Origin of the sequence: Neobacillus sp. YIM B06451, assembly GCF_032667185.1 — a bacterium.
Lineage (GTDB): Bacteria > Bacillota > Bacilli > Bacillales > Cytobacillaceae > Bacillus_D.
In genome coordinates, this window is the sequence record NZ_JAVFKJ010000002.1 from 128,540 (window position 1) to 147,211 (window position 18,672).

Annotated in this window: 17 protein-coding genes; 2 read left to right on the forward strand and 15 right to left on the reverse strand. The window is 44.0% G+C overall.

The features are described from left to right. Positions 1 to 40 precede the first annotated feature (40 nt). The 9 genes from RB160_RS05175 to RB160_RS05215 form a co-directional block, all read right to left on the reverse strand. Positions 41 to 1,105: a substrate-binding domain-containing protein gene (locus tag RB160_RS05175; protein ID WP_316569168.1), complete on the reverse strand. Its 1,065-nt coding sequence runs from the start codon at positions 1,103 to 1,105 to the stop codon at positions 41 to 43. 262 nt (positions 1,106 to 1,367) lie between these two features. Next, positions 1,368 to 2,006, reverse strand: coding sequence for an HAD family hydrolase (locus tag RB160_RS05180; protein ID WP_316569169.1), 639 nt, complete (start codon positions 2,004 to 2,006; stop codon positions 1,368 to 1,370). 31 nt (positions 2,007 to 2,037) lie between these two features. Then, positions 2,038 to 2,814: a glucose 1-dehydrogenase gene (locus RB160_RS05185; protein WP_316569170.1), complete on the reverse strand. Its 777-nt coding sequence runs from the start codon at positions 2,812 to 2,814 to the stop codon at positions 2,038 to 2,040. Positions 2,815 to 2,845: 31 nt separating this feature from the next. Next, complete coding sequence (gene pfkB, locus RB160_RS05190; RefSeq protein ID WP_316569171.1) at positions 2,846 to 3,772, reverse strand: 1-phosphofructokinase; 927 nt, start codon at positions 3,770 to 3,772, stop codon at positions 2,846 to 2,848. 30 nt (positions 3,773 to 3,802) lie between these two features. Continuing rightward, entirely contained in the window at positions 3,803 to 4,852 is a 1,050-nt protein-coding gene (locus RB160_RS05195) for a galactitol-1-phosphate 5-dehydrogenase (RefSeq protein ID WP_316569172.1), read from the reverse strand. A 15-nt stretch (positions 4,853 to 4,867) separates the two neighbouring features. Further along, entirely contained in the window at positions 4,868 to 6,364 is a 1,497-nt protein-coding gene (locus RB160_RS05200) for a xylulokinase (RefSeq protein WP_316569173.1), read from the reverse strand. 30 nt (positions 6,365 to 6,394) lie between these two features. Further along, on the reverse strand, positions 6,395 to 7,273 hold the full coding sequence (locus tag RB160_RS05205) for a class II fructose-bisphosphate aldolase (RefSeq protein WP_316569174.1): 879 nt from the start codon (positions 7,271 to 7,273) through the stop codon (positions 6,395 to 6,397). A 44-nt stretch (positions 7,274 to 7,317) separates the two neighbouring features. Continuing rightward, positions 7,318 to 8,832, reverse strand: a complete 1,515-nt coding sequence (gene xylB, locus RB160_RS05210) for a xylulokinase (protein ID WP_316569175.1) — start codon at positions 8,830 to 8,832, stop codon at positions 7,318 to 7,320. 68 nt (positions 8,833 to 8,900) lie between these two features. Next, positions 8,901 to 9,647 (reverse strand): GntR family transcriptional regulator, encoded by a 747-nt coding sequence (locus RB160_RS05215; protein WP_316569176.1) that lies wholly within the window; start codon positions 9,645 to 9,647, stop codon positions 8,901 to 8,903. Positions 9,648 to 9,944: 297 nt separating this feature from the next. Between RB160_RS05215 and RB160_RS05220 the strand changes: the two genes are divergently transcribed. Beyond that, positions 9,945 to 10,814: a D-psicose 3-epimerase gene (locus tag RB160_RS05220; RefSeq protein WP_316569177.1), complete on the forward strand. Its 870-nt coding sequence runs from the start codon at positions 9,945 to 9,947 to the stop codon at positions 10,812 to 10,814. 86 nt (positions 10,815 to 10,900) lie between these two features. On the opposite strand, the gene RB160_RS05225 is transcribed toward RB160_RS05220, so the two are convergent. The 6 genes from RB160_RS05225 to RB160_RS05250 form a co-directional block, all read right to left on the reverse strand. After that, positions 10,901 to 11,356: a hypothetical protein gene (locus RB160_RS05225; protein ID WP_316569178.1), complete on the reverse strand. Its 456-nt coding sequence runs from the start codon at positions 11,354 to 11,356 to the stop codon at positions 10,901 to 10,903. 6 nt (positions 11,357 to 11,362) lie between these two features. Continuing rightward, entirely contained in the window at positions 11,363 to 12,181 is an 819-nt protein-coding gene (locus RB160_RS05230) for a DUF3100 domain-containing protein (RefSeq protein WP_316569179.1), read from the reverse strand. 51 nt (positions 12,182 to 12,232) lie between these two features. After that, on the reverse strand, positions 12,233 to 13,426 hold the full coding sequence (locus tag RB160_RS05235; protein ID WP_316569180.1) for a M20 family metallopeptidase: 1,194 nt from the start codon (positions 13,424 to 13,426) through the stop codon (positions 12,233 to 12,235). Between the two features lie 16 nt (positions 13,427 to 13,442). Next, a complete protein-coding gene (locus RB160_RS05240) occupies positions 13,443 to 14,321 on the reverse strand; it encodes an NAD(P)-dependent oxidoreductase (protein ID WP_316569181.1) in 879 nt (292 codons plus the stop codon). A gap of 28 nt (positions 14,322 to 14,349) precedes the next feature. Then, positions 14,350 to 15,801 (reverse strand): aldehyde dehydrogenase family protein, encoded by a 1,452-nt coding sequence (locus RB160_RS05245; RefSeq protein WP_316569182.1) that lies wholly within the window; start codon positions 15,799 to 15,801, stop codon positions 14,350 to 14,352. An 85-nt stretch (positions 15,802 to 15,886) separates the two neighbouring features. After that, positions 15,887 to 17,527: a helix-turn-helix domain-containing protein gene (locus tag RB160_RS05250; RefSeq protein ID WP_316569183.1), complete on the reverse strand. Its 1,641-nt coding sequence runs from the start codon at positions 17,525 to 17,527 to the stop codon at positions 15,887 to 15,889. Between the two features lie 231 nt (positions 17,528 to 17,758). On the opposite strand from RB160_RS05250, the gene RB160_RS05255 reads away from it, so the two are divergent. Next, a complete protein-coding gene (locus RB160_RS05255; RefSeq protein ID WP_316569184.1) occupies positions 17,759 to 18,664 on the forward strand; it encodes a DMT family transporter in 906 nt (301 codons plus the stop codon). Positions 18,665 to 18,672 lie beyond the last annotated feature (8 nt).

Below are 18,672 nucleotides of genomic sequence, written 5' to 3' on the forward strand. Positions count from 1 at the left end.
TAACGTCTTTCAATTCCTAATCTACCAATCTAAGTTTTTATTAGAAACCGTATTCATAGTATTCATCGACGTTTTCTTGTGTAACAGCTGCCGGCTCAGTTAACGAGATATCCGGATAGCCCCAAGGATCTTTTCCATCTACTAGAATTTCCTTTGCAATTTGAACGCCTAACTGTGCAACTTTAGTTGGGCTGTTTTCACCTGTTGCAAAATATTTGCCTTCTTTAATTAAGTCATAAGCTTCTTTAGCACCATCAGCAGCCGCTACGATATCAACGCCTTCGATGCCGGCATTGCTAAGAGCAGTCATTGCACCAAACAACATTTGGTCATTTTCACCTAATACGGTAGTCAAGTCCTGGTTTGCAGTGATTAAGTCCTCTGCTGCTGTCAGGCCTTTTTCCGCTGTCCAAGCGCCCCAGCCTTGTCCAGCTAGTGTAAATTTGGCAGCCTCATGTGTCGCTTTACCTTTTTTCCCTAATTCATCATCCAATGCATCCGCTTGTTTCCATGCTTCTTCTTCGGATACGCCGGTTCTGCCTTCAATGATGCCGGCAAATAATCCAGTTCTTCTTTCGTCACCCGCTACGTTACCTTTCGCACCGCTTAGGATAATAGCCTTGATTTCTTCATCACCCATTTTTTCAGCGTATGCAAGCCCGACTAAGCGGCCGTTTTGCTTGTTGTCTGAGTATACAGTTGTAACGTCCTTGGCTCCTTCTCCAACACCGCTATCAAGGTTGATAACAGGGATTTCAGCGTCAGCGGCTTTATTGATGCTTGGAACCGCTGCATCAGGTTCAACGCTATCTAAGAAAATAAGATCCATTCCTTGAGCAATAAGAGTTTCCATGTTTTCAGCTTCTTTAGCTGTATCACCATTTGCATCAAGAACCGTAACTTTCCAACCTTCAGCTTTTCCATATTCCTTGACAGCGTTTACAAGCGATACAAAATATGGTGAGTCTTGAGTTTTAATAGCAAATCCTACTTTAAACTCGTTATCCGACTTCCCGGATGCTGAATCACTTGATGAACATCCAGCTACCACCAACATTGCCATTGCGAGAACAAGAATAAACCTAAATAAACCTTTCTGTCTCATCTGTTATTCCCCCTATGAAAGTTATTAGATACATACATAATATTGTTACTACATTACAATGTTATGTTTATACATACTATACATGAAATTGTTACCGTTATCAATATTCTGATTTCAAAAAAATTTTAATCTTATTAGCGCTTACATTCATTATATCAAAATATCATAATAAACGTTTGATATTTGCTCTATTTATTAAAAACCATTTATTGTTATACTTCCATAGTCCTGAGTTGCTATTTTACAATACCTTAAAACTTCGTCACAAAAATCTTTGGCGAAGCAACGGAAGGCCTGGCAATTCCTTCAAAGAATCAATCACGGCATCGAACTTCTCTACAGTACCAAATCCATATCTGGCAAACACGAACGGAATACCGGCTTCCTTTGCCGCATGGCTGTCTCCTGCCGTATCGCCAACATAGATCGATTTCTTTAATTGGTTACGATTCATAATTAGACGGATATTCTCTGCTTTTGACTGGCCCGTCCTGCCTGGATATTCAAAGTCTTCAAAATACCCTTCCAAGCGGTTCCCTTTAATAAAGCATTGGATATAGCCTTCCTGGCAATTACTAACGATAAAGAGACGATAGTTTTTCCGCAAATCGTTGAGTGTCTCAAAGAAATACGGGAAGAGAATACCGCCATCCTTTTCAAGATAAGGACATTGGTTTTCGCAGCTTTCTGCCATGATGTCCAAGGCGACTTGCTCCGGAGCATCTGGAAATAGTTCTTTCGCAATCACTTCTGTCGGTAATCCATACAAGCCTTTTAACTGCTCAACCGTCACTTGCAAGTCGACACCATGCCGGGCAGCCGATTCCGACCAAATCATAGCTCCGACATGGGTAGTATCCCAAAGAGTACCATCCAAGTCGAATATAATACTATCAACCATTTTTTAGTCTCCTTTATCGAGGATTGACCTGTTACACAATCGTAAAACCGCCGTCAATAATCAAATCAGTACCTGTGGCAAAAGAAGCCGAATCTGATAATAAGTAAATGACCGCGCCTGCTAATTCTTCCGGCTTACCCATCCGTTTCGTTGGCGTTAATTCTTTCCATAAATCTTGCCAATCCTCGCGAACAAATGATGTCAACTCGGTAAAGATATAACCTGGGCTGATGCAATTGACGCGGATCCCTTTATCTGCCCATTCTACAGCCAACGATTTCGTTAATTGAACGACAGCTGCTTTAGAAGTATTATAAGAAGCCTGGCGCTGCGGATAATTGACAATCGTTCCTGACATGGACGCTGTATTGACAATCGCACCTTCTTTATTGCGGGAAATCAAATATCGGCCAAATGCCTGGGCTACAAAGAAAATACCGTTTAAATTGACATCGATAACTTTCAGCCACTCATTTGGCTCTAAATCAACAACAGGCTTTTGCAAAACAATTCCTGCATTGTTAAACAGCAGGTCCAGTTTTCCCATTTCAGCATCGGCTTTTTCAATCGCAGCAGCAATCTCTTCCGGTTTCGTCACATCTACTTCGAAGGCGATTGCTTTCCGTTGATATTCCTTGGAAATCGCTTTTGCTGCAGCCTGTGCCTTTTCACCCTGCTTGTCAAAAATAACAAGATCTGCCCCAACTGCGGCAATATGTTCTGCTACTGCTTTCCCAATTCCTTGTGCTCCTCCGGTGATTAAGACAACCTTGCCTTCTAGTGAGAATAATTTTTTCAACATATCCATGGAAAACATCCCCCTTCAAACGGTATATTTCTCATAACCGGTTAATGGTTACTTGGTGATAAAGATTTTGCCTATCCTCTTCCTTAAAACTGCCGGTTGTCATTGTTAGTGTATTGGCAGCCGACACCGAAATGGCATATCGAAGCATATCTTCTACAGGAAGGTTTCGTGCCAGCCCAACCGCAAAAGCTGCGACCATCGAATCCCCTGAACCCACTGTATTGACAGGGTTTAACTTAGGAGGTTTACCATGGTAAACAGCATCTTCCGTGACCAGTAATGCCCCCTCCTTGCCAAGTGAAACAACAACCATTTCAATTCCCTTCTGCTGTAGCCTTTTTGCCCCATCCACTAGCGCTACAAAGTCATCGACTGAAATGTTTAATAACGCCTCGACTTCTTCACGATTCGGCTTGATGATCGTAGGACAGGCTTTAATCCCTTCTTTTAACAAGCCACCGCTCGTATCAAGGATCACTTTTTTCCCTTTTTCTTTCACAATGGACACTAATTTGGCATAAATATCTGTTCCTACCCCTTTGGGCGCACTTCCGGAGATGGTAATTACATCACTTTTTTCAATCACTGCGGCAAATTTGCCAAGAAAATCTTGCAGTTCCGCCTCGGTAACAGGCTCTCCCGGTTCCAAAAACTCTGTTGAATTCCAGTTGCTGTCCAAAATATTGATGCATGTTCTCGTCTCTTGGGCAGTGTGGGAAAAGTCGAAGCGAATTTGTTGTTCGCGCAGCAAATCCTCGATATAGGCACCGGCATGTCCGCCAACAAATCCCGTTGCCAACACCTCTTCACCGCAAAGTTTAATGACCCTCGCAACGTTTAAGCCTTTTCCGCCGGGCGTTTTCGTGCACTGTTGTACACGCATCACTTGCCCCGGTTTTAACTCGTCGATGACGTATGACTTATCAATAGCCACATTTAACGTAACGGTTGTAATCATTTTTAACCCCTTCTTCTTCCTAAAACCAATTTATTGTTCACTGTCAATTAAGATTTTTGCTTTTACAACACCAGGGGTTTTGTACATGTTAAAAGCTTCATCAATTTTACTTAACGGAAGCTTTTTGAAAACAAGCGATTCATCCAGCTTAAATTCTCCATCTCGGATATATTGGGCCGTCAACTCCCATTCCTTGCCAGGGAACTCATTGCTATAGGACATCCAGGATCCGGTTAAATTAAATTCCTTCCTATTTAATTGCTCCCACTCTTCAACCGTAAATGAGAGCTCTGTCGTAGGCGTTCCAATCAAACAAACCCCGCCTTTGTTGGCCACTAAATCAAACGCCATCTTTATTGTCTTCGTACTACCGGCCGTTTCATAAACATAATCGAACCCTCTTCCGTTCGTCAGAGCTTTGGCCTGTTCAATAAAGCCTTCGCTAAGTGTATTAATCCCTTCATCCGCACCGTATTTCCTTGCAAGTACCAAACGCTCCTCGTTAATGTCAAAGACCACAATCTTCTTGGCGCCAAAAATCTTAGCCCACTGCATCGTAAATAATCCGATCGTGCCGCAGCCCAAAATCGCTACCGTACCTCCAGGCTTATAGTCCAAACGATTTAAGCCATGCAAGGCAACTGTAATCGGTTCAAAAAAAGCTCCATGTTCAAAGCTAATGGAATCATCAAATTTTACCGCGTTTTTTTCCGGGACAACGACGTATTCCGCGAAACTGCCAAATTGCCTTGATCCTATAAAACTATAATGCTTGCAAAGCGCGTAATCCCCTTTTTCACAGTCTTCACATTCCATACATGGAACGAGCGGAACGCCGGCAACCTTATCGCCCACTTTTAATGTTTCCACACCTTCGCCGAGCTTCGCCACAACACCGGAAAATTCATGCCCCAACACATTGGGATAGTAGTGGGATGCATTTCCATTTACTCGCGGGATATCCGAACCGCAGATTCCGGTATATTTCACCTTGATTAATACTTCACCTGCCTTCGGAGAGGGGGTTCGGATTTCCTCATATTTAATGTCCTCTCTTGCATGAAGTACTCCTGCTTTCATGATGTCTCGCCCTTCCTACTGTCGATTATAGGAACTGAAAGTATTCTTTAAGCTTTCATATAGTTCCAAATATAAGTCCATTGACTTTTGATACTGTTGATGATGATTCATATCTGGTGACTGCACCCGTGTTATTTTCACGGTTTCACCCACAGCGTCGGCAAAATCACGGTATAATCCTGTACCGACTCCAGCCAGCAGCGCAGCGCCAAGGGTTGTGGCTGTATCAGATGTTGGGACACTAATTTGGCAGCCCGTCACATCAGCATAAATTTGTATCCATAACTCGCTATTGGCCGCTCCGCCCATTGCCCGCAAATCCAGTTCGTGTAAATTTACCCCCGCTTCCTCGGCCGCTTTCAGATTATGGTACACAGAGAATACAACGCCTTCCAAAGCCGCCCGTACTAGATGTCCTTTTGTTTTGTCAAAACTTAGGCCATAGAAGACCCCTTTCGCATCCGGGTTCCAAATTGGCGAACGTTCACCGGCCATGTATGGCAGGAATGTTACTCCCTCTGACCCTGGGGGAATCTCCGCTGCTAAAGCAGTTAACTCATCAAATGATGCCCCTGCACCGAACTCTTGTTTAAACCAGCGCAAAACGCCACCGCCGCCAACAGTTCCGCCTTGCAGCAGCCATAGATCCGGAACGACGTGGGGGCTGAAGATTAATTTCGGATGAACAAAAGGCTCGTCAACACAAACGCTCATCCCCCCAGCCTGGCCTCCCTGGATCTGGGTCTGTTTTGGCAGGTAGACACCGGCACCTAAAGTACCACATGCGGCATCTAGCCCGCCGGCGACAACCGGCGTCCCTTCAGCCAAGGTTGTTAAGGCCGCTGCCTCTTTTGTCACGGTTCCAATAATATCATGGCACTGGAAAATATCCGGGACCTTATCAATTGATAACCCTAAAGCACTCGCCAACTCTTCATCATATGTGCCCGTCTTCGTATTGTAAAAATGCAATCCGTAGTTTTGGCATTTATCGGAAGACATGGCTCCAGTCAGTTTCATGCCAATATAACTATTACTCTGCAAAAACTTATACGTTTTTTCATAGAGTTCAGGCATAGTTTCCTTGAACCATAACAATTTGGGCGTCGTATAGGATGGCAAAAAGGAATTGCCCGCAACCTCAAAAATTCTCTCCTCGCCAATTTCCGTTATTACCCGCTCCGCAATATCCTTTGCGCGGGTATCCATCCAGATCGGTGTTTTAGCCAAACAATTTCCTTGTTCATCAACCGGGATGGCGGACCATCCTTGCCCGGCAATACCAATTCCGGCAATCTGCCGAGGGTTAATTTCGGCCTCTAGGATACATTCGCGAATTCCGCGGCAAACCCCGTTCCACCATTCTTCCGGATCCTGTTCAACCCACCCCGGGTTTGGGTAATACAGCTTATATGCTTGATTGGATTGGCTTAACACCTCTCCGCTTTTTGTAAAAATCGCAATCTTGCATGAAGATGTTCCAATATCAAGTCCAAGTAATAATTTTTCCATGCTTACACCCTCACTCTAAAGAGCGGTTCTTTAAGCAGTTATATTTTCTTTAACAGCGAAGGCTTTGCCAACCGAACCGCATTCTTTGATTTTTTCAATCGCCATTTCCTTTACTTTTTCCCTGCCGACAGAGGTGAATTTTTTCGGGTCAATAATGTTTGGTATGTCCGCCAATGCCTGTTTGACACCCTCAGTAAAGGCAATTCTTAGTTCAGTCGCGTAGTTTATCTTGGCAATCCCCCGTTTGATGCAGGCTTGAATATCTTCTAAGGGAAGACCAGATCCACCATGAAGCACTAATGGAACATCTACTGCTTCCCGAATCTTGCTTAAACGATCCAAATCGAGTTTCGGCTCTCCTTTATACACACCATGGGCTGTTCCAATCGCCACCGCTAAAGAGGTTACCCCGGTTTTCTCTACAAACTCCCTTGCTTCATCCGGTTTTGTTAATCCTTCTTCACCCTCAACATCATCATCCTCTTCCTTGCCGCCAACATGGCCAAGCTCGGCTTCTACACAAACTCCGGAAGGAAGGCATGCATCCACTACTCTTTTTGATAGATTCATATTGTACTCGAAGGAGCCTTTGGAACCATCAATCATTACAGATGTATATCCGGCGCGTAATGCCTTCATGGCAAGCTCGAAACTATCCCCATGATCCAAATGAAGAGCAACTGGAACGCTTGCTTGGTCAGCCGCGGCTTTTGCAAGTGCGTAAAACAAATCAACGTTTGCATATTGAACCGCCCTTGCAGAAGTTTGCAAAATGACAGGAGAGTTTAATTCTTCCGCTGCCGCTACGACTGCCTGAATCATTTCCAAATTTTCGACGTTAAATGCTCCTACGGCATACCCCTCTTTTTGCGCATCTTTTAACATTTTCTCCGGTGTAACTAAAGGCATATGTTTTTCCGTCCTCTCACTATTCTCGTTTTGTCTTGAATTGTCTAGGCCATTTTCACAAAAACATCTTTTAAGCCATAGTAACAGCTGTCAAACAGCTCTTTCACTGGCCCATACGCTAAAACAGCTTCCGGATTAGGCGTCTGAACAGAATTCACCTGGATAAATTGGTCAATCACATCAAAGTCTTTATACAAACCAACCCCAACGCCGCCTGTTACCGCAGCCCCCATGCTGCCAGCTTCTTCCAACACGTTAGGGACGAGGACTTTGGCATTATAGATGTCTGCCATAATCTGCCGCCAAATCTCCCCTTTTGCACCACCGCCAATGACCATCAATTCATCAATATCTACCTGAGTGCGAAGGATATCCAATATAATTGAGAGATTCATCGTAACTCCCTCCAACACACTGCGGAGCATATCTCCTTTTGTGTTTTCAGGCTTCAAGCCGATAAACGAACCTTTGGCGTGTACATCCCATCTTGGCGCTCTCTCCCCAAGCATATACGGCAAGAAGATAACACCGTTGGAACCAATTGGCGATTGTTCAATTTGGGCATTCATATAATCGTATGGAGAAGTTCCAGTCTGTTCCGCTTGCTGGATTTCGGCTTGGCAAATGGTGTTCTTTACCCAGCTGTAGGCCCCGCCGGCGGTTTGCATCGTTCCGTTAGGAGCATATAATCCTGGTACGACATGCGCCCAAGTAACCGTTCTTAGTTCCTCATCAAAAATCGGTTTTTCTGATGCCGTTGTAATCCAGGCGGATGTCCCGAGCGAGCAGTACGTTTTCCCCGGACTGATGGAACCTGCCCCGACACTTGCGGTTACACCATCGCCCCCGCCGATAACGACCGGTGTACCCTCCGCTAAACCGGTAGCTTCAGCTGCTTTCTTTGTCACCCCTCCGGCAACAAATGTTGACGGTTTCAATTCAGGGAGTTTGTCAGGATCGATGCCCGCGTAGGAGATGATTTCATCGGACCATTTTAAATTGACTAAATCGAAACAGCCATTGCTGTTGCCATCTGAGTAGTCGGTATAAAACTTGCCGGTAAGGCGGGCGACAATGAAGTCCTTGGCATTTAACGTTTTGTATGTTTGCTCATAAATGTCCGGTTCATTGTCACGGACCCACATTAACTTTTGAATTCCATAAGATGCCGTGTTCCGATGGCCCACAATATGATAGAAGTCTTTTTGTGAAATATGCTCTTCAATTTGCGCAACCTGCTTTTGGGCACGCTGATCGGCCCAAATAATCGCCTTCCTTAGTGGATTGCCGTCTATATCGACACATAAGCAGCCCATCATCTGTCCACTAAAGCTGACTACAGCAATATCCTCAGGGTCAATCTCCAAGGAGTTGATTAAATTGCGGCTTGTCGTACAGACTGCATTCCACCAATCCTCAGCATCTTGTTCCGCATATGTGCCGTTAAAATAATTCGTTGGGTAGGAAGCAACATAACTGCCAATCAATTTACCATTCTCGGAAAAAAGAGTTGCCTTATTTCCTGATGTCCCCAAATCATGAGCCAATATATATTTCAATTTCCCCAAGCCCCCCATTCTAGTTGATAGCAAATTCCGCAGCATTACTCTTTTTAGATTGAAGTTTTTTAAGGTTTAGCAGAAATGATTACTTCAAATCTATTTCTGTCCCCACGATATCGAGAGACTGAATACTCAATCGGCTCGTCGTACATGTTGTAACCAATTGAAATAAACTGTTGAATTGCTTTACCTTTTTCAACATTCAGATTTTTTATATCGTAATCATCCGCATTTACCGCTTCAATATAACGGCGAATTTTATAAATCCTTGTCTCATTACGTGACCCTAAAACAGGATACAAAGACTCCTTTTCTAAATCGTGATCCAAAACGAATTTACATTTGTCATAAGGTAGATATGTCTTTACCATCACAATTGGATCCTCATCAGCAAAACGCCGGCGATGAATATAGATGGCCTGTTGGCCCTCTATAAGCTTGAGCTCCTCGGCAACATCTTCACTCGGGGTTACCACTTCAAAATCAAGCAGTTCTGTGCTCGGCTTTCTTCCCAATTGAGCGATCTGATCATTAAATGACCCCAATGCCTGAACAAAGCTTTGATTGATTTTCGGTTTCGTCACAAATGTCCCTTTACTTTTCACACGATAAAGCCAACCCTCTTGCACAAGTTCCGAGATAGCTTGCCTCACTGTAGTTCGGCTGATTTGCAACATTTCACTAATTTCATTTTCTGTCGGAATAGGATCACCGATTTTATACAAACCAGCTTTTATTTCCTTAAGAATCAGTTCTTTCAATTGAAAATAAAGCGGGATCGGAACTGACTTATCCAATTTTGCATTTTCCAACTTAAACCCTCCATTCACTGTTAACGAATTACTTTAGGACTACCTAAAGCTCCGGTACAGAAACATTGTAACCACTTACATTTTAATTTATCAATCTTTTATCTGAATTAAATCCCTTGCATATTGATTATTAATCATACATACTAATATTGTATTGTAACTACATAGTAACATAAAACATTACCTAATTCAATTACTGCAAAAAAAACTAGTTAAAATCCACTTGAATAGTTGAAACCCTTCCCTATACGGCGAGGTTACTATTCAGATCATTACAAACTATTGGAGGCGCTAGAAATGAAGTTTGGAACTTATTTTGCGTATTGGGAACAAAATTGGGATACGAACTATTTAAAGTATGTTAAAAAAGTGGCTGACCTTGGTTTTGAAGTATTGGAAGTAGGAGCTGCTGGAATTGTAAAAATGTCTGATGAAGAGTTATTTGCTTTAAAGGCCGAGGCAGAAAAATACAATATAAAATTAACTGCCGGCATCGGGCTTCCAAAGGAATATGACGTATCCTCCCAAGATGAAACCGTCCGGCAGCATGGAATTGCCTTTATGAAAAAAATCCTCGACAATCTTCATAAAGCTGGCATTCACCACATTGGCGGGACAATCTATTCCTATTGGCCGGTTGATTACAGCGTACCAATTAATAAAGCAGCTACACGTGAACAAAGTATCAAAAGCATGAAAGAATTAGCGGACTATGCAAAACAGTATGATATAACACTATTAGTAGAAACTCTTAATCGATTTGAGCAATTCCTTGTAAATGATGCTAAAGAAGCAGTGGCATTAGTGAAGGATATTGATAAAGACAACGTTAAAGTCATGTTGGATACCTTCCATATGAACATTGAAGAAGACCATATTGGAGATGCCATCCGTTATACGGGTGACTATTTAGGCCATTTGCATATCGGGGAATGCAATCGTAAAGTACCAGGCAAAGGGCATATGCCTTGGACAGAAATCGGACAAGCACTCCGCGACATTGGATATCAAGGCTATGTCGTCATGGAACCATTTGTCCGCCCTGGAGGCATCGTAGGTTCCGATATTAAAGTCTGGCGAGACTTATCCAACAATGCCGACGAGGCCAAACTGGACCAAGACATCCAGGAATCGCTGCAATTTGTAAAAAAAGAATTTTTAGGATAGTTTAAATGACGACACCCGCATCTCTGTTTAAGCAGTTAGCGGGTGTCGTCTTTTCATTTCAATTGTACCTCTGTTTCAGGCACTTACTATATAACCCCTTGTATCCGTAAAATAATTTCTGCAATAATGGCAGATCCAAGATAGCTGCCTACTAGGACACACATGCCGACGATGATGGTTTTCCAACCAAGCTTTGCGAAGTCTGTCCATGAGCGGCCAATGGAGATGCCTGCATAGGCAAGAATAGGTGTAGCGATGGCTAACAGATTTACCTGAGCTGTCCACTCCACAATCTTTTCCTGAAATGGCATGCCCGGAATCGTGATAATAAATCCGAGAATTCCGATGTAGGCAACGCTCGGAATCTTTTTAAACGGAAGGGCTTTATGAATAATTAGCCCAATCATACCAAGTCCCACCAACACGAGCAGTCCTGGAAGTGCGGCAAGCGGCATCACTTCATAACCAATCCAGTTCCCTACAAGAACTAATAATGAAACAATGATGAATAAAACGGCCCATTCTTGTATGCTTTTTAACATTGGTTATTATGCCCCCTTTGTGTTCGCTTCAACTTCTTTTTTGCTTCTCATTCTCGATAGAACATTATACAGTTTTTCAGTTAACGGCAAACCGATTAATATACTTGCGTATAATCCAGTAACAGATGTTAAAAGGTTGCTTGCTCCGGAAAAGGCAGCAATTTCGTCCGCCATTTCCGGATAAGCTGCTACTAAAGGCCCAAGGGAAGCAGCCGCCATACTGCCGCTTCCAATACCGGATGCCATCCCAAATGAGTAGGGATGAAGAGGAGTGGCTGTCGCTAAAAATCCTGAAATGAGTCCTAAGAAAATCGATCCAAAGACTGTACCGAAAATATAAATGGCCATCACACCGCGTCCCTCTGGAGAAGAAAGGCCGTATTTATCCGTGATAAGCGCCAGGTTGGGTTCACGGCCAATTGAATGTGTCATCCCAATGCTTTCTCTCTTTAAACCTAGTAAAACCGCTATCGGCAATGCGAGTATAATTGTACCCAGGTTTCCAATCTCCTGGAGAATGAGTGCCGGACCTGCTTCTATTAGCAAGGGCAGAGCGGGGCCAGCTTGAACCCCGAATTTTGCGATTAATAGAGTTAGGGTAATAAACACGAGATTTTCAGCATTCTCGGACTGTTTTTTGGTAACAGCCGGCGTAAAATAAACGGCAATACCGATGATGACTGCATACAGCATCGGCAACAATAAAATAACCCCTGCTCCAACTGGAATTTGATGTGTGCCAATAAGTTCAGCAACAACGACAATGGCGAGTACAGTAAGATGCAAGCGCCAATCCTTCCATAGATTCACAGCATTTTCACTCATGTTCCCTTCCCCCTTTTTCGCATTTGGATTTAGGCTTTTGGCAAAAACAAATCAGCCTACCGCCTCTTTCGCATGAACCTTCACATATTCCAATGTTGCTTTTCCAAGTATTTTTGCGGCTATTAACAGGGCGCGCTCATCAATATCGAATTTTGGATGATGGTGCGGGTATGATTCCTTCCACTCCGGGTGCTTTGCCCCGGTAAAAAAGAACGTGCCTTTAACATGCTGCAGGTAGTAAGCATAATCCTCCCCGCCCATGACCGGTTCCGTTTCCGCCACCCTCTCCACACCAGGCACGCCTTCCGCCAAACGGGCAACAAATTCTGTTTCTTCCTTATGATTCACAAGGGTTGGATAGCCGCGTGTATACGTAAACTCATAGTCCGCACCGCTCACTTCACACGTTCCACGAACAACTCTTTCCATTTCTTTTTCTATAAAAGTACGGGTCTCTTCCTTAAAGGTCCGGACTGTGCCAATCATTTCGGCAGTATCCGCAATGACGTTGTATGGATTTTTTGCTTCGAATGAAGTGACTGATACAACCGCGGAATCCAAAGGGTCCACCTTCCGGCTTACAATTTGCTGGAGATTGTTAATGAGCTGGCCTCCGACTACGATACTATCAATCGTTTGATGCGGATAAGCGCCATGTCCTCCGCGCCCCTGAATTTTAATATCAAACCGGTCGGGAGCGGCTTGGATAGCTCCCACTCGATACCCTATTTCACCTAGGGGCATTTGCGCCTGTAAATGCGTACCGAAAATCACATCCACCCTATCCAGGCAGCCATCTTCAATCATCGAAATCGCACCGCCTGGAGGCAACTCCTCCGCATGTTGATGGATAAAGACGACCGTGCCTTCCAATTCCTGCTTCATCCCATTTAAAACCTTAGCCAGGCCGAGTAATGCAGCAGTATGGCCATCATGGCCGCAAGCATGCATCACCCCGTCATTTTTAGACTTAAATGGCAGGTCTGTTTGTTCAACAATCGGAAGGGCGTCAAAATCTGCCCGCAATGCCACAGTCGGACCAGGACGGTCTCCCTTTAAATAGGCTACAACACCATTGCCGCCAACGCCTGTCCGGACTTCGTGGCCAAGTCCACGATGGTAATTAGCAATGTATTCCGCTGTTTTTTCTTCCTCAAAAGATAACTCCGGATATTCATGCAAATATCTGCGAATGCAAACTAATTCATCATAAATTTCATCCAGCTTTTCAAAAAAGTCCTGCATACAACATTCCTCCCAGTTATTCCATCATCTCTTTTAAAACACGATAAACCGCTGATGAGTCCTGCTGGCCCATTCCTTTGTTCCTGCCTAAATGAAATAGCTGATGGGTCATATCACTGACAAAGGTGGGAATGCTCGAATCCTCTGCCAATTGGCGATACAAGTGGATATCCTTCGCCATATTTGCAAGGGAGAACTTCACATTATCAAACGATTCATCCAATATATTGACCCCGAATACATCCATCGCCCGCGTCTGCCCCGACCCTTTTTGAAGGATACCAGCAAGCTTTTCCTTTGGAACTCCTGATCTTTCACCAGTAAGAAAAGCTTCACTTAATAAAGTAATAACACCTGCCACGACCATATTGTGGCAAAGCTTGACGGTTTGCCCCGCTCCGCTCTTCCCGACATATTCGATATGCTTTCCAACTGCCTGCAAAACCGGGAGAATGCTTGGATAATCCTCTTTCTTTCCTCCAACCATAATCGTCAATGTCCCGTTTGCAGCTCCTTCTGGGCCTCCACTTAAGGGACAGTCAAAAAACGAAACACCCATCCCCGTAGCAATCCCATGGATTTCCCTTGTCAGCTTTACGTCATTCGTGCTCATGTCCAAAATGAACGATCCTTTTTTCATTTTAAAAAGAACGCCTTTTTGGCCATGCAAAAGAGTATCGCGAATGACCTCTGGTGAGGCAAGGGATAAAATTAAATAGTCAACCTCGCTTGCCATCTCCTCAGGGCTTGTACAGGAAATCGCGCCAAGACTGGCTAATTCCTTTACCGCATCCGGATTAATATCATAGGCAAGCACGTGATAGTGATGCTTAAGCAAGTTTTTAGCGATTCCGCTTCCCATCAGTCCGCATCCAATTACACCAACCTTGGCCATGCGCCCACTCCCTCCTCGTTAAAATTTTTCAAGCTTTAATATAAACGGTCTTATATTCTGTCCAAAATTCGAGGGCTGTCGAGCCTTGTTCTCTTGGACCTAGGCTGGATGCTTTTTTACCACCGAAAGGATATTGGTTTTCAAAATAATTCGAAGGAATATTTACGTGTGTGACGCCTGTCTGAATATGCTTCACAAAGTGCATCGCTTTCTCAAGGTCTTTTGTATAAATGGTAGAGGACAAGCCAAATTCGCTGTCATTCGCTACTTCCAAGGCTTCCTCATAGGAATCGACTTCACTAACCGCGATGACGGGCGCGAAGATTTCCTCCTTGAAAATCGTCATTTTAGGCGTGACGCCGCTAAAGACGGTCGGGGCGACAAAATAGCCTTTGTCCCTGCCTTGATCCGTCAGCCTCTTGCCGCCGCATTCAAGGACGGCGCCCTCTTCCACCGCGAGATCGATATGTTTTAAATAAAGATTCATTTGGCTTTCATCAATGACTGGGCCGTTGTCCGCCTTTTCATCAAAGCCATCGCCAATATGTAAGGCTTTCGCAGCGTCAACCAATCTAGCAATAACCTCTTTCGATATGCTTCTTGGCACAATTAACCTGCTCGTCCCGGTGCAGCGTTGTCCATTATCAAAAAATCCGCTGGTGACAACATTCCGGATCGTTTCATCAAGATTCGCATCTTCAAGAATGATTGAGGCGTTCTTTCCGCCCATTTCAGCCTGCATTTTTCCGCCGCGGACCGCTACTGCCCTTCCCAGTGCCAGACCGACTTCTGTTGAACCGGTAAACGAAACGGCTTTTATTTTCGGATGAGCGCCGATCGCACCGCCAATCACACCGCCAGGGCCCGTCACCATATTCACAACCCCTTTTGGCACACCCGCTTTTTCAAAAAGCTCAATGATTTTCACGCTAATCAGTGATGTATTGCTCGCCGGCTTAAAAATCACCGTGTTCCCGGCAACGATGGCAGGTGCAATCTTCCATATTCCAATACCAAGCGGAAAGTTATAAGGAGCAATGACCCCAACGACACCTAGTGGTTCCCTGACCGTGTAGGCAAAAATGTCCGCATTCTTGGAAGGGACGGTTTCTCCTTTTAAACGGGTCGCCTCCCCGCTGAATTGCTTCATCGCATCAATCGTGATGTTGACTTCCGCCAAAGAGTTTTTATACGTCTTCCCGACTTCCTTTGTAATAATCGCTGCTAATTCCTCTTTTTGCTCTTCCAGCAAGTAAATCAATTTGAACAATACGTCCCCCCGCTCCGGGACAGCAACCTGCGACCATGTCTTGAACGCCTGTTCCGCGACTGTAATCGCATCCTCTACATCACGTTGATCGGACTTTTGGAAAAACCCCAGCACTTCTTCCGTATTAGCCGGGTTGACGCTCGCATATACCCCTCCGGATTGAGCTGGCACCCATTCGCCATTGATGTAATTAAAGTACGTTTGAGCCATTTCTTCCTCACCTCTTCTCTTGATTAAAATTTATTATAATATTCCAAATAATAAATAAAAATGTGGCAACCCACAAAGTTTTTACTCAAACCTTGTGGGTCACCACATATAATTGGGTTGCAATCATAAGATCAACCCATTCTTTTTCATTGTTCAGGCTTAACTGAAGCACGTCTTCAATCTTTTTCAAACGGTAATACAACGTGTTTCCGTGGATATGCATCTCTGCCGCCGTGTCTTTATGGTTTTTATTATTCCGGATAAAACAAAGCAATGTATGCAGCAAAACCGGATCAGCTTCCAGCAGTTTCCCGATTTTATCGTGGATGTACATGTCGATGGTCTGCTGTTCAATTTCATGGAATAACCGCTCCATGCCGAGCTTTGAATATTCAATTACATTTGACGCCTTAGAAGTTTTTCCAAAGCTGATGGAACGAAGCGCTTCCTGGTAGGAGGTGGCCAGTTGGGGTATGGTTGTTTGCCGGCCAATTCCAATTAAAATGTTCCGTCCACTTAAAATCCGGTCCATTTCGTTTAGTAGTTGTTTCACTACATCCTCAGTAACCCCTCCTGGAATCAAAAGAATAAGCTGGTATGTGTGCGTCACGACAAAACTATTTTTACAGAAGCTATCAAGCAATTTCTGAATCGAAAGAACAATCCATTGTTTTTCCTTTATCTTATTATTTTCCCATAAAGGCTTGTCGGCACCTTCAATAATCACACATTGAATGTCATTCGTCCGTTCCCACTTCAAATAATGCAGGAGACGATTAACATCATATTGGTTCTGCTCATTAATTAACTGGTTAAAAACCTCATTGCGAAAATGGAGTTCCTGTTCGATCAAAGCACTATCCTTTGTGATTTCAAGCGCCATCGTAAGGCTTGCATTCTCAATAATCATTTGTTCATTCTCATGAAATTCCGCAAAAGGCTTTTCCAATTCAAGCACTCCCAAAATCTCCTGATTACGGATGATTGGAAAATACCTTTCTCTTTTCTCATATATTGATGTTTCGTGATAGATAACCGAAGATTGAATCAGTTCTTCCAGTAAAGAGAGAATGGATTCAATTCCATTCCCATCGATAATAAGCTGGTAGAATTTTTTATGGATCGAGATAGAATCCATAAGCAGTTTATGTTGCATTAGCAAATCGTTATAAACCCTGGAATGTTCAATTGCAATCGCACTTTGATCCGCGATAATTTTAATCACTTCCATATCCTCCATGGAAAAAAGCCCATCATGATTAAAACTATCAACGACCAGCACCCCAAAACAGCAATCGTTGTAAATAATCGGGACACAAAAAGCACTTTTGATTTTCCTTCCATATACCCCTTTCAAATAAGCACGATAGTTATCAGGTGACATCGTACACATGAAATCATCTATTTCCTGCTCTGATTTAAAAAGAATCGCTTGTTTTTCAGAAAATACACGCCCCGTAATCGATTCACCTGGAGAAAAGGCTATCTCCTGCAATGCTTCTGCATCGACTCCTTTGCCTTCCACAAACTTAAGCCTTTGAGTGGACTCATCAAACAAATAAATAATAAAAGTGTCGGTAGTGCTGACCAATTCACTTGCGGCAGTAATTAAATTTTGAAGTACTTCATGCAAATGCAACGATTTAGTCAGCAACTTATTAATTTCCAATAGCTTCATAGCCTTATGTGAATCGAGAAAAAAGGTCTCGGTTTGACTGAAGGTCATAGGGAAGCCCCCTTTCTCATATGGATAACACTATGGTTACCTATGTTATTAGTAATAGGTTCAACAAAAAGCGTGCGAATCCTCCTGTACTCTCTCCTTTTTGGTGATGAGGACCTATGTAAATCGAATTTCAATCACTCACGCCCCGGGCGGCAAGCCGCACATCACCGTTTTCCCCGGCAGGAATACATTAGAAAAAAGGAATAAGTAAAAGATTAAGAGGCGAAGCGTGTGAAAATTAAGGAACTAGCTGTTTTGTTTGCGTTGGCGGCTTTGTTTGGGTCATCCTTCTTATTCGTGCGGATTGCCTCCCCGGCGATCGGGCCATTCCTTACCTCCCAAGGGCGGGTTACCTTTGCGGCTCTCGCTTTATTGGCGATCGCTCTTTTTTTCAAAAAACCGGTCCATCTCAGGCAGCGATGGAAACACTATTTCATCATCGGCGCACTGAATTCCGCCATCCCCTTCACGCTCGTTTCCCTGGCGGCCGTTCATTTGAATGCGTCTATATTAGCAATCATCAATGCCATGACTCCCTTTTTCACAGCGATAGCGGCCTGGGTTTGGATGAAGGAAGGGCTCACTTATTCTAAAAGCCTCGGGATTATGCTCGGGTTGGCCGGCGTTGTGATTACCGTTTGCTGGAGTCCAGTTGAGCCGAGCCTGGAGGTTTTTCTGGCGAGTTTGTGCTCGCTTCTCTCGACTGTTTCCTATGCTTTTGGTGGTGTTTATGCGAAAAAAACGTTCAAGAACTGCTCTCCGTTGTCGGTATCATTTGGCCAGCTGATGGGCGCCACACTGTTATTGATTCCGGTAACTACAGCCGGTTTTCCGGGGCAAACAATCTACCTGGCACCAGTCGTTTTGTACTCCGTGCTTGGAGTCGCTGTTTTCTCGACTGCCTTCGGGTATCTCCTTTATTACTACCTAATCGAGCATGTCGGCCCAACGAAAACCGTTACCGTGACATTTTTGATTCCGCCGTTCGGCATGGTATGGGGAGCCATCGTCCTGCATGAACAAATTACTTCCGGAATGTTCGCCGGCCTGTTAATCATTTTGGGAAGCCTTGCCCTTATAACACGCAAGGAAAAAAATGAAGCAACATTGCCCGAAGAAACTCCCCTTCACCGTTAAAGACAGCC